10 protein-coding genes and 1 pseudogene are annotated in these 12483 nt (G+C 66.8%); 3 read left to right on the top strand and 8 right to left on the bottom strand.

The window, feature by feature from the left end:
• Positions 1-656 (top strand): annotated as a pseudogene (locus ACU18_RS09195) (hypothetical protein); the annotation flags it as partial.
• 192 nt (positions 657-848) lie between these two features.
• A complete protein-coding gene (locus ACU18_RS09190; protein ID WP_050685251.1) occupies positions 849-1484 on the top strand; it encodes a DUF2461 domain-containing protein in 636 nt (211 codons plus the stop codon).
• A 12-nt stretch (positions 1485-1496) separates the two neighbouring features.
• Here the strand turns inward: ACU18_RS09190 and ACU18_RS09185 are convergent, their stop codons facing one another.
• From ACU18_RS09185 to ACU18_RS09155, 7 genes are all read right to left on the bottom strand, one after another.
• Positions 1497-2117 carry a TetR/AcrR family transcriptional regulator gene (locus ACU18_RS09185; protein WP_050685250.1) on the bottom strand — a complete coding sequence of 207 codons (621 nt, stop codon included), beginning with the start codon at positions 2115-2117 and terminating at the stop codon, positions 1497-1499.
• A 69-nt stretch (positions 2118-2186) separates the two neighbouring features.
• On the bottom strand, positions 2187-3737 hold the full coding sequence (locus ACU18_RS09180) for an amino acid permease (RefSeq protein ID WP_050685249.1): 1551 nt from the start codon (positions 3735-3737) through the stop codon (positions 2187-2189).
• 161 nt (positions 3738-3898) lie between these two features.
• Positions 3899-4306 (bottom strand): DUF779 domain-containing protein, encoded by a 408-nt coding sequence (locus ACU18_RS09175; protein ID WP_050685248.1) that lies wholly within the window; start codon positions 4304-4306, stop codon positions 3899-3901.
• A gap of 4 nt (positions 4307-4310) precedes the next feature.
• A complete protein-coding gene (gene exaC / locus ACU18_RS09170) occupies positions 4311-5834 on the bottom strand; it encodes an acetaldehyde dehydrogenase ExaC (RefSeq protein ID WP_050685247.1) in 1524 nt (507 codons plus the stop codon).
• 110 nt (positions 5835-5944) lie between these two features.
• Complete coding sequence (locus tag ACU18_RS09165) at positions 5945-7300, bottom strand: helix-turn-helix domain-containing protein (protein WP_050685246.1); 1356 nt, start codon at positions 7298-7300, stop codon at positions 5945-5947.
• A 79-nt stretch (positions 7301-7379) separates the two neighbouring features.
• Complete coding sequence (locus ACU18_RS09160) at positions 7380-8807, bottom strand: FAD-dependent oxidoreductase (RefSeq protein WP_050685245.1); 1428 nt, start codon at positions 8805-8807, stop codon at positions 7380-7382.
• 60 nt (positions 8808-8867) lie between these two features.
• Positions 8868-9866, bottom strand: a complete 999-nt coding sequence (locus tag ACU18_RS09155) for a DNA topoisomerase IB (protein WP_050685244.1) — start codon at positions 9864-9866, stop codon at positions 8868-8870.
• A 113-nt stretch (positions 9867-9979) separates the two neighbouring features.
• On the opposite strand from ACU18_RS09155, the gene rarD reads away from it, so the two are divergent.
• Complete coding sequence (gene rarD / locus ACU18_RS09150) at positions 9980-10987, top strand: EamA family transporter RarD (protein ID WP_082178261.1); 1008 nt, start codon at positions 9980-9982, stop codon at positions 10985-10987.
• 102 nt (positions 10988-11089) lie between these two features.
• Here the strand turns inward: rarD and gabT are convergent, their stop codons facing one another.
• A complete protein-coding gene (gene gabT, locus ACU18_RS09145) occupies positions 11090-12460 on the bottom strand; it encodes a 4-aminobutyrate--2-oxoglutarate transaminase (RefSeq protein WP_050685242.1) in 1371 nt (456 codons plus the stop codon).
• Between the last annotated feature and the right edge of the window lie 23 nt (positions 12461-12483).

Genomic DNA, 12483 nt, shown 5'->3' with positions numbered 1-12483 from the left:
GCACCTGGCTCGCCAGCCAACAGATAAACCTTCCGGTGGGCCGGGCCTACATCAAAATCTACGGCTACAGCGGCAACGCAAGCTGGGGCAAGACGTACACCCTAAATGCGGGATGGATCTGGTCCTCAACTCCGGTACCCTCCATCAGCGGGACCCCACAGGTGGGCCGGGCCCTGACGGCAGTCCCAGGAACCTGGTCACCTACACCGGATGCGATGAGCTATCAGTGGTTCCGTTCCGGGACCACCATCACCGGCGCGGTAGGGAAAACCTACACGCCGGTTGGCGCCGACTACGGCAAGACCATCACTGTGAAGGTCACCGGAAACAAGGCCGGGTACCCCGCAGTATCCAGGACCTCCGCAGCCACAGCCGTGGTCGCGAAAGGCACCCTGGCGGCACCGGTTCCGACCATCACCGGCACCGCCCGGGTCGGTTCCACGCTGACCGCAGTACCGGGCACCTGGGGACCCGCACCAGTGACGCTGGCGTACCAGTGGAAAGCCAACGGCGTGAGCATCACCGGCGCCACCGCGGCCACCTACAAACCCGTCGCAACCGATACCGGCAAAACCCTCACCGTAACCGTCACCGGAACCAAAACCGGCTACAACACCACCGCGAAAACCTCCGCCGCAACCCCCCCCGTCCTCTAACGGGAGTCCTTCGCGGCAGAGCCCCTGGCTTCCTGGCGCTGCTCCCCACGAGGCGGAACCGGATTTCTCCGGCCGGCTCCTGGGGAGCAGTCCAGCTGGAATTCGCTCCCCCTGTATGAGTCCCGGCCCGCGTTATCCACATAGGCTCAGTGCTCCGTATCGGCTTTTCCCGGGCCTGCCTAGGATCGGCGTATGACAACGTTCCAGGGCATTCCCTCAGGTGCTTTCGGGTTCTACGCGGAGCTCCAGGAAAACAACAACCGGGAGTGGTGGCTGGAGAACAGCCCCCGCTACCGGTCGCTGGTGCGGGAACCGCTGCTGGCGCTCCTGGCCGGGCTCGAACCGCGGTTCGGCCCGGGAAAGGTGTTCCGCCCCCAGCGGGACATGCGGTTTTTCCAGAACGGCCCGCCCTACAAAACGGCGCAGGGCGCCTTCGCCGCGGTGCAGGAAGGCCTCGGGTATTACCTGCACATCGGAGCGGACGGCCTGGCAGTGGGGGCTGGCTGCCACACCGTTTCGCCGGCGCAGCTTGCCAGGTACCGGAACTCGGTGGATGCGGCCGGGACCGGTGAGGCGCTCCGGCGCATCGTCGAAGCACTGGAAGCGACAGGTTTCGAGGTGGAGGGCGAAACGCTACGGAACGTGCCGCGCGGTTTTCCCTCGAACCACCCGCGGGCGGATCTCCTCCGGTACAGGACCCTGGCAGCCGGCAAGGACCTTGGCCGGCCGGACTGGCTTGCTACGCCCGCAGCGGCACAGGAAACCGCGCAACTGTGGGATGCGTTGCGTCCGCTGGTTGAGTGGATGGGCCGGCATGCTGCGCCCTGACTGGAAGTAGGGCTAGGCGGGGGTTTCCGGGGCCGGCTGCGCTGCTGCCAGGAGACGGGTGTCCAGGTTGGTGAAGAAGACCGCCAGCATAAGCCGGAAGGCGTTGGTGGCGGCTTCCGGCTCATTCATCACCACAAAGTCGAACTGCAGGCCGTAAAAGGTGGCAGTGAAGAGCCGAGCGTCGGTGTCCGCAAACTCTTCGGCGATGCCCTGAACCTGCAGCCAGTCCCGGGTTTTGTGGTGCAGCAGCCGGAAGTGCTGTTGGGATGTGCCGCGGGGTTCGGCGGCAACGATGTCCTGGGCGGTGGCTTCGAATTCCAGGCGGGTCAGGTGCCGGTTCCGCTGGGCCATGGTCCACTGCCAGGATTCGAGCAGGAAGTCCCGCCAGGCGTCCCTGTCGATGTCGCGTACGTCGGTGTTCCGCATCCTGTCCAGGCGGGATTCGATGGACACCACAATGTCGGTGATCAGTTGCTCGCGGCTGCCGAAGTGGTACACCAGCACGTAGGAGCTCACACCGAGGCCTTCCGCGAGGCTGCGGAAGGTGACCTCGGCAAGGGTTTTATCCATCAGGTAGTCCAGGATGGCGCCCAGGAGCTCGGCTTTACGTTCGGGGCGGGTCAGGCGTGCCATGGGATCAATCCTAGGAGCCGGGCATGGCTCTGCCCGCCCGGGAGGACCCGGGCGGGCAGATACGGATGGTCAGGCGCGGGTGTACTCGTCGCGGTCGTCGGGCTGGGACTCCGGGGCGGCAGTCCCGTTCACCGCCGTGCTGGCCGCGCTGAAGCGCTCGTTGAGGCGTGAGTGCCGCTGCCCGTACGCGAAGTAGATGGCCAGCCCGATCAGGAGCCAGATCACAAAGAAGATCCAGGTTTCCACTGCCAGGTTGGTCATCAGGTAGAGGCACAGGATTGCGGAGACCACCGGCAGGACCTTCCCGAAGGGTACCCGGAAGGCGGGCTTGAGGTCCGGGCGCTTCCGGCGCAGCACCAGGATGCCCAGGCTCACCACCACAAAGGCGGAGAGGGTGCCGATGTTGATCATTTCCTCGAGCAGGTCCACGTTGGTCAAACCGGCCACCACGGCAACTGCGGCTCCACAGATGATCTGGAGTCGCACCGGGGTGGAGCGTTTGTCGCTGGTTTTAGACAGGGAGCGCGGCAGCAGGCCGTCGCGGCTCATGGCCAGGACCACGCGGGACAGGCCCATCAGCAGCACCATGATCACCGTGGTCAGGCCCACAAGGGAACCGAACGCAATGACCTTGGCAGCGGTGGTGTCCCCCACCGCTTCGAAGGCGGTGGTCAGGGTGGGGTTCGCCGCCTCTGCCAGCTGTGTATAGGACACCATCCCGGTCAGCGCCAGGGAAACCAGGATGTAAAGGATGGTCACGAGGGCCAGGCCACCGAAGATGCCGCGCGGGAGAGTCTTCTGCGGGTTCTTCACTTCCTCGGCTGAGGTTGCCACCACGTCGAAGCCGATGAAGGCGAAGAACACGAGCGCAGCACCGGCGAAGACGCCCAGCGTGCCGTACTGCGCGGGGGCCGCCCCGGTGAGGAACCCGAAGAACGACTGCTTAAGGACGTCGGCAGCGCCGGTGCCGGCGGTGGGCTCGGCCGCAGGAATGAACGGGGCGTAGTTTTCAAACTTCACGTAGGTGAAGCCCACCACGATCACAAACAGGACCACGGCGATCTTGATCAGGGTAAAGACGTTGCCCACACGGGCGGACAGCTTGGTGCCCAGCACCAGGAGCACGGTGAAGATGGCAACGATCAGGAAGGCGCCCCAGTAGAGGTCAACGCCGCCCAGGGAGATGGCCGGCGGAACGTCGGCACCCATCAGCGCGAACACGTTGCTGAGGTAAATGCCCCAGTACTTGGCGATCACCGCGGCCGCTGTGAAGAGTTCCAGGATCAGGTTCCAGCCGATGATCCAGGCGAGCAGCTCGCCCATGGTGGCGTACGTGAAAACATACGCGGAGCCGGCCACGGGGATCGCGGTGGCGAATTCGGCGTAGCACATGATGGCCAGCGCACAGGTGATGGCGGCGATGGCGAAGGACAGCGTCACGGCGGGGCCTGAGAAGTTGGCGGCAGCCTTGGCGCCCACGGAGAAGATTCCGGCCCCCACGGCAACGGCGACGCCCATGATCATCAGGTCCCAGGTACTCAGTGAGCGTTTGAGCTTGCGCCCGGGTTCATCGGCGTCGGCAATCGACTGCTCAATGGATTTTGTCCGGCGAAGGTTCATTGGGGATCACAATCCTGGTTTTGGCTGGAAACAGACCTATCAACGATAGTGTCCATCCACTGGACGGCTATATTCGTCTCAAATTTTGAGACGGATGAGGTGCCCGGCCGCAGCACACGGCCGGGCACCGGCCCGGTGCCAACGCCGATCGGTACGCCGTTTCAGGCGGGCCAATCCATCAGCGTTGACCTGATGAGGAAGCGTTTGCCTTCCGGTGCCTCAACCGAGAACCCGCTCCCGCGGCCCTGCACCACATCGACGGTGAGATGGGTGTGGCTCCAGTAATTGAATTGCTCCCGCGACATCCAGAATTCAAGGGGCTGGGGGTCGGTGCCGCCGAAGACGTCGAAGCGGCCCAGCAGCACGTCGGAGTCGCCGGTGATGAATTCGCCGGCCGGGTAGCACATGGGTGAAGACCCGTCGCAGCACCCGCCGGACTGGTGGAACATCAGCGGGCCGTGCTGCTCCCACAGCTTGGCCAGCAGTTCCACCGCAGCGGGCGTGAGCGCCACCCGGGAAAAGTCTTCCCCGGGCAGCGTCACGACGGCGTTGATCGGTTCTGCAGTCATCGGCTTAGAAGAAGCCGAGCTTGTTCTCGTCGTAGCTGACCAGGAGGTTCTTGGTCTGCTGGTAGTGGTCCAGCATCATTGCGTGGTTCTCACGGCCGATGCCCGAGGACTTGTAGCCGCCGAACGCGGCACCGGCCGGGTAGGCGTGGTAGTTGTTGACCCACACCCGGCCCGCCTGGATTTCCCGGCCGGCACGGTAGGCGACGTTGCCGTTCCGGGACCAAACGCCGGCGCCCAAGCCGTACAGGGTGTCGTTGGCGAGGCCCATGGCGTCGTTGTAGTCGCTGAACCGGGTGACCGATACCACCGGGCCGAAGATTTCCTCCTGGAAGATCCGCATCCGGTTGTGGCCTTCGAACACCGTGGGCTGGACGTAGTAGCCGCCGGCCAGGTCGCCGGGCAGTTCTGCCCGGGCACCGCCGATGAGGACCTTGGCGCCTTCCTGCCTGCCGATGTCCAGGTAGGAGAGGATCTTTTCGAGCTGGTCGTTGGATGCCTGTGCGCCCACCTGGGTGTCGGTGTCCAGCGGGTTGCCCTGCACCATCTTGCCCACCCGGGCGATGGCGTCGGCCATAAAGGAGTCGTAGATCCCGTCCTGGACCAGTGCGCGGGACGGGCAGGTGCACACCTCGCCCTGGTTGAACGCGAACAGGGCGAAGCCCTCCTGGGCCTTGTCGTAGAACGCGTCGTTTTCCTGGGCCACGTCGTTGAAGAAGATATTGGGGCTCTTGCCGCCCAGTTCAAGGGTGACCGGAATGAGGTTCTGGCTGGCGTACTGGCTGATCAGGCGCCCGGTGGTGGTTTCGCCGGTGAAGGCGATCTTCCGGATCCGGGAGCTGGAGGCGAGCGGTTTGCCAGCCTCAACACCGAATCCGTTGACCACATTGATGACCCCGGCCGGGAGCAGGTCACCGATCAGCTCCATCAGCACCAGGATGGAAGTGGGCGTCTGTTCGGCCGGTTTCAGGACCACTGCGTTGCCGGCAGCGAGGGCCGGCGCGAGCTTCCAGACGGCCATAAGGATGGGGAAGTTCCACGGGATGATCTGGCCCACCACGCCCAGGGGCTCGTGGAAGTGGTAGGCAGTGGTGTCTTCGTCCAGCTGCGACAGCCTGCCTTCCTGGGCGCGCACGGCGGAGGCGAAGTAGCGGAAGTGGTCCGCGGCGAGGGGCATGTCGGCGTTGAGGGTCTCGCGGACGGGTTTGCCGTTGTCCCAGGACTCGGCGACGGCGAGCATTTCCAGGTTTTCGTCGATGCGGTCGGCGATTTTGTTCAGGATGGCGGCGCGCTCGGCCACGGAGGTCTTGCCCCAGGACGGCGCCACCTTGTGGGCCGCGTCCAGTGCCAGTTCGATGTCTTCGGCGGTTCCCCGGGCCACTTCGCAGAAGGGCTTGCCCGTTACGGGGGTGATGTTTTCGAAGTACTGGCCTTTGACGGGGGCCACCCACTCGCCGCCGATCCAGTTCTCGTAGCGGTCCTTGAAGGTGACCTTCGATCCGTCGGTGCCGGGCTGTGCGTAAACAGTCATTGCGAGCTCCTTTGCTGTGCATGAGGCGGCGGCCTGGTGCGGGCGCCCGCCGTTGCAGCCAGCCTAGGAGGGTGCAGGTTGCAGCAAGGTTGCAACCCGGAGGAGGAATGTCAGGGGGTTGCCGGGGATGCCCGGAGTTCGTCGTCGATCCGTTCCAGTTCGTCCACAACTGCCGCCCGCTTGGGTGAGCGGGCAGGGAGGAGGCGGAGCGCGGCGCGCCGGACGCCGACGTCGTTCCTTGCCTCGGGAAGTTCGGCGTACCGGAGCAGTGACTCGGCGCTGCCGTCGGTGAGGATCGCGTCGCGGAGCAGGGCCGAGACCCTGCCCCGCAAGGTGATGATTCCCGGCGCCTCGGAGTGCGGCAGCACCGCCCCACCGTAGATTTTCAGGGCCATCCGGTGGGCCCCCCGCTGCAGGCAGCTGAGGACCTGCCCCGAATCGGGGACCACGTCAACGGGCAGCCGGTACGGCCGGGAGGTGGGGACGGCGTCCGGATGAAGCTGCTGCAGGATCTTGCGGAGCCGGACCATCTCGGCGCGCAAGGTGATGGTGGAGCCGTCCCCCGGGTACAGCAACCCGCTGAGCTCCTCCGCGTTGAGCCCGTCCGGGTGGGTGCTGAGCAGGGCCAGGATCTCGCTGTGACGGGCGGACAACGCAACGGTCCGGCCCTGCAGGCTCAGCAGCGCCTGGTCCCGGCCCAGCAGTTGGAGGCTGTTCCGGTAGAGGCTGCCTTCCCGGACTGCCGGCGGCGGCGCCGCGGACCGCCGCCTGGCGGGCCTGCCGGCAAGGGACGCGGCGAGCTGGAGCCGTTCCACCCGCAGCTGGGCCTGCGCCGCGGCCACCGTGGCCTCCACCAGGGAAAGGGTGTGCGGCGCCACGGCGGAGGCTTTGCCGGTGATGTCCACAACGCCCAGGACGGCGCCGGAGTCGGGGTCGTGGAACGGCACGGCCGTGCAGCTCCAGGAGTGCACCGCGCGCTGGTAGTGCTCGGCCCCGGCGATCTGGATGCCCCGGCCCAGGGCCAGCGCGGTTCCGGGGGCGCTGGTGCCCACGGTGGCTTCGGACCAGTCCGCGCCGGGGACAAACATCATGCTTTCGGCCCGGCGCTGCAGGTCCGGGTCGCCGTCCACCCACAGCAGCCGGCCCACCTCGTCACCCACGGCCACCAGCAGGCCGCTGTCGTGGCTGGGCTGGACCAGGAGCCGGTTGATCACAGGCATGATCGCGGCCAGCGGGTGGCGGCGCCGGTAGTCCTCCAACTCGTCCCGGTCCAGGGCCAGCGGGGCGGCGGGGTTATCCGGGTTGGCCTGCAGGCGCGCGGACCGTTGCCAGGACTCCCGGATCAGCCGGCGCAGGCCCGGGATCTCGGGTGTTCCGCCGGGCACTCCGTGGTCCAGGAACTCGTGGCCGGCCATGGCGGCACGCTGGGTGGTGGCCGCACCTGGCGGCTGGCTCACGTTCGGCATTGAACTCCCAGGTGATGGGCGGCATCAGGCTGCCGGCCCGGCCATTCTAACCCCGCCCGGAAGTCCCCGGGCGGGATCCTCAGTCGCGGGAAATCCGGACCATGTCCTCCCGGGGAACCACCTTGATCCGCTCGCGGGCCACCCCGCTGGACCCGTCCGCGGTCCAGGCGGCGCCCAGGGCGGCTTCGTGGGCGTCGAGCCGGTTCCAGCCCTCCCACGTGGTGTATTCGACGCCGCGCTCCTCAAGGAGGTCGATGATGGCCTGCGGGTCGGGGTTCTGCGCCGGCGGCAGCGTGAGCCTGTCCTCCAGCAGGAAGCCGATGGTTTCCAGGGCGTCGCCCTTGGTGTGGCCGATCAGGCCCACCGGTCCGCGCTTGATCCAGCCTGTGGCGTAGATACCGGGGACAGCGGCCCCGGCAGCGTCGAGGACCCGGCCGCCCTCATTGGGAATGACACCGCGCTTGGCGTCGAATTCCAGTTCCGCCAGCGGCGAGCCGTGGTAACCGATGGCCCGGTAGACGGCCTGGACCGGGTATTCAGCGAACTCCCCCGTGCCTTTGGCGTTGCCGGTGCCGTCCAGCTGCATCCGCTCGAACTTGATCCCCGAGACGGAGCCTGTGCCGCCGTCCTGGATTTCCACCGGGCTGTGCAGGAAGTGCAGGTGCAGCCGGCGGGAGGAGGGTTCCTCGGCTTCGGCGTGCTCTTCGACAAGCCAGTTGGTCAGCGTGTTCACCATGGTTTTGATCTGGTTGTTGCTGCGGATGGCCTCATCGGAGGCCTCGTCGAACTCGAAGTCCTCCGGGTACAGCACAATGTCCACGTCGTTCATGTGGCTGAGCTCGCGCAGCTCCAGCGGCGTGAACTTGACCTGGGCGGGGCCGCGCCGGCCAAAGACGTGCACATCGGTGACAGGTGAGGATTTCAGGCCCTGGTAGACGTTGTCCGGGATTTCGGTGCTGAGCAGTTCCTCCGGGTGCTTGACCAGCATGCGCGCCACGTCAAGGGCCACGTTGCCGTTGCCGATCACGGCGATTTCCCGGGCCTCCAGCGGCCACTCCCGGGGGACGTCCGGGTGGCCGTCATACCAGGATACGAAGTCCGCGCCGCCGTAGGAGCCGGCCATGCCGATGCCGGGAATGTCCAGGTCGGCGTCCCGGATGGCGCCGGTGGAGAAGATCACGGCGTCGTAGAAGGCCCGGAAGTCGTACAGGGTGAGGTCCTTGCCGTAGGCCACGTTCCCCAGGAAGCGGATGTCGCCGCGGTCCAGGACCTTGTGCAATGCGTTGACGATCCCCTTGATCCGGGGATGGTCAGGGGCCACGCCGTAGCGGATCAGGCCGTAGGGTGCGGGATAGGCCTCGAAGAGGTCGATGCTGACCTCGAAGTCGCCGTCCTTGACGCCGCTGGATTTGGTGAGGATATCGGCGGCGTACACACCTGCGGGCCCAGCCCCCACGATGGCGACGCGGAGGGGACGGGTGGCGGCGGAGGCGCTGTGGTTGGTCACCGGGGGCCCTTCTGACGATGCGGGTGCGCCGCACCGGCGCACAGTTCCCAATTCTAGGCCTTAGCCGCTTTTGGCCAGCGGAACCACCGCGCCTTCCCGGTAAAGCAGCGCCCGCAGTTCGGACTCGGCGGAGTCCGGCCGTTTGGGGTCGATGGTCTCGCCATTGTTGTAGTGGTCCAGCACGCGCGGGTCCACGTAGCTCTTCCGGGCGATGGACGGGGTGTTGCCCAGCACCTCGGCGGCAGCCTGCATGGCGGCGCTGACGGCCCGCTTCCTTTTGGCAACGGTGGGCCGCGGACCGGTCCGGGCCAGGCTGCCGGCGGCAGCAATGGTGCCGCGCAGGGTGCGGAAATCCTTGGCGGTGAAGTCGGAGCCGGTGCGTTCCTTGACGTAGGCGTTGATGTCGGAGCTGGTGACCGGGCGCCAGTTCCTGCCCTCCTTGTAGGCGAGCAGCCGGGCCTTGCCGCCGCGCTTCTTGAGCTGGCGCACCAGGGCGGCGAGGTCGGCGTCGCGGATTTCCGATTCCCAGTCCTTGCCGCTCTTGGCGGGAAACGCCAGCAGGATCCTGTCCTGGCGGACCTGGGCGTGCGCGCACAGCAGGGTGGCCAGCCCGCGGCTGCCGTTTTCGTTGGTGTACCGTTCGGAGCCCACCCGCAGTGATCCGCTGTCCAGCATCCGGAACGCCCCGGCCAGCACCCGTTCGCGGGAGAAGCCTTCGCTGCGGAGGTCCACGGTGACCAGCCGCCGGGCCGATGGCAGGGATTCGGCCAGCTGCAGGGACCTGACGAACTTCAGCCGGTCCTTCCGCTGCCGCCATTCCGGATGGTAGATGTACTGCCGCCGCCCCACGGCGTCCACCCCGGTGGCCTGGATGTGGCCATTTTCGAACGGGGCAATCCACACGTCCGTCCACGCCGGCGGGATCCCGATGCTGTCCAGTCGGTCCCTGACGTCGCCGGCCGGCACGGTGGAGCCGTCCAGGTCCCGGTAGCTGAACCCTTTTCCGGCAGGGATGCGCCGGTATCCACGCCCTGAGGCGTTGCTGCGCCGGAGCCTCATGGGGCGGTGGCCGGCAGTTCCGCTGATGTCATAAAAGCAAGCCTACTGATCAATGACGGGATTGCCGCCCGGCACGCGTGGAATACCTGCCGGAAGCCTGCTGTTATGGTTGCGTGCCCTCACCCGAACAAACCGCCCCTGCCAGCCTCAACCCGGCCACCGCGCCTCCCGTCCAGGGAGCCGGGCCCAAAGCCGTGGATAAAGAGACGACGGCGGGGGTCCTGTTCGGGATCGGCGCATACGGGCTGTGGGGGCTGCTGCCGCTCTACTTCATTGTCCTGGTGCCCGCCGGCGCGGTTGAGATCGTGGCCAACCGGATTGTGTGGTCGCTGCTGTTCTGCGCTCTCCTGCTCACGGTCACCCGCTCCTGGCCGGCCATCGCCGCGGCGGTGCGGGACCGGAAAGTCTTTGCTCCGTTGGCGCTGGCTGCCCTGCTGATCGCCATCAACTGGCTCACCTATACCTACGGCGTGACCTCGGGCCAGGCCGTGGAGGCAGCCCTGGGCTACTTCATCAACCCCCTGGTCTCCGTGCTGCTGGGCGTGATCGTCCTGAAGGAACGGCTGCGCCCGCTGCAGTGGGCCGCCGTCGGAACCGGGTTTGTGGCGGTCGGCGTCCTGACCTATTCCTACGGAAAGTTACCGTGGATCGCACTCACCCTGGCGTTCAGCTTCGGCTTCTACGGCTTTGTGAAAAAACGGGTGGGTGCCAGGGTTGACGCCCTGACCAGCCTGAGCGTGGAGACCGCCGTGCTGGCGCCGCTGGCCGGGATCACCATGATCGTCCTGGCAGTCAACGGCACGGCCACCCTGGCCGCCAACGGGCCGGCGCACTTCTGGATCCTGGCAGCATCGGGAATCATCACAGCGATTCCGCTGCTGTTTTTCGGCGCCTCGGCCCGCCGCCTTCCCATGACCACCATCGGCCTGCTGCAGTACCTGGCCCCGATCCTGCAGTTCATTGTTGCCCTGCTGGTGTTCCGGGAGGCCATGCCGGCGGAGCGGTGGATCGGCTTCGGCGTTGTGTGGCTGGCACTGCTGCTGCTCACCGTCGACATGCTGGCCACCGCGCGGCGGCACGCCGTGGACCGGAAACGGGCCCTGCGCGCCGCAGCAGCCTGACCGGAGCGGCGGACCGGGAGCGCCCGCGGCTACTGGAGCGCCCGCGGAGACGCCAAAGGCGGGCCAGCCGAAACTGGCCCGCCTTTGTGCAGGGTGAGGTTCCTAGGCGTGCGCCTTGATGGCGGCGGCCAGGACGTCCAGGCCGTCGTTCAGGAGCTCGTCAGAGATGACCAGCGGCGGGAGCAGGCGGATCACGTTGCCGTAGGTGCCGCAGGTGAGGATGATGACGCCCTCCTTGAGGCAGGCTGCGGCGACGGCCTTGGTCAGGTCGGTGTTGGGCTCCTTGGAACCGGCCTGGACCAGCTCGATGGCCAGCATGGCGCCGCGGCCGCGGACATCGCCGATCACGCCGGTCCCGGCGGCGGAGAGCTCTGACTGCAGCTCGCGGAGCCGGGTGGTGGCCACGTCCTCGATGTGGCGGGCACGGCCGGCGAGGTCGTACTGCTCCATGGAGCCGATGGACGCCAGCGCGGCGGCGCAGGCCACCGGGTTGCCGCCGTAGGTGCCGCCGAGGCCGCCGGGGTGGACGGCGTCGAGCAGGTCTGCCCGGCCGGTAATGGCGGACAGCGGCATGCCGCCGGCGATTCCCTTGGCCATGGTCAGGATGTCCGGGATGACGCCTTCGTGGTTGACGGCGAACCATTCACCAGTGCGGCAGAAGCCCGACTGGACCTCGTCAGCGATGAACACGATGCCTTTTTCCTTGGCCCAGTCGGCCAGGGCCGGCAGGAAGCCTTCGGCAGGGACAATAAAGCCGCCCTCGCCCTGGATGGGCTCGATGATGATCGCGGCGACCTGGTCCCCGCCGATCTGCTTTTCGATCATGGTGATGGCGCGCTTGGCGGCCTCGGCGCCCGTGATCGAGGGGTTTTCCTCGCGGTACGGGTAGCTCATGGGCATGCGGTAGACCTCGGGCGCGAACGGGCCGAAGTTGGTTTTGTACGGCATGGCCTTGGCGGTCAGCGCCATGGTCAGGTTGGTGCGGCCGTGGTAGGCGTGGTCGAAGGCCACAACGGCGTCGCGTCCGGTGGCCAGTCGGGCCACCTTGACGGCGTTTTCCACGGCTTCGGCACCGGAGTTGAAGAGCACGGTGCGCTTTTCGTGGTCACCCGGGGTGAGCCGGTTCAGCTGTTCGGCAACCGCCACGTAGCTTTCGTACGGGGTGACCATAAAGCAGGTGTGGGTGAAGTGCTCCACGGCTTCCTTCACGGCGCCCACGACGGCGGGATCGGAGGCGCCCACGCTGGTCACCGCGATGCCTGAGCCGAGGTCGATGAAGGAGTTGCCGTCGACGTCGTGGATGATGCCGCCGTCGGCGTCGGCAACAAAGACGGGGACGCTGGAGGCGACGCCGGCAGCTACCACGGCCTTGCGGCGTTCGGTCAGTGCCACGGACTTGGGGCCCGGGAAGTCGGCCTGGACGCGGCGCTTCTGCTCCAGGCGGTAGGTGATGTCGGGTGCTGTGGTGGTCATGTCAGGCCTTTCAGGGAAACCGG

This window comes from Arthrobacter sp. ZBG10, assembly GCF_001238605.1.
In the GTDB taxonomy this organism is placed as follows: domain Bacteria; phylum Actinomycetota; class Actinomycetes; order Actinomycetales; family Micrococcaceae; genus Arthrobacter.
This window is presented reverse-complemented; position numbering and strand designations above follow the sequence as displayed.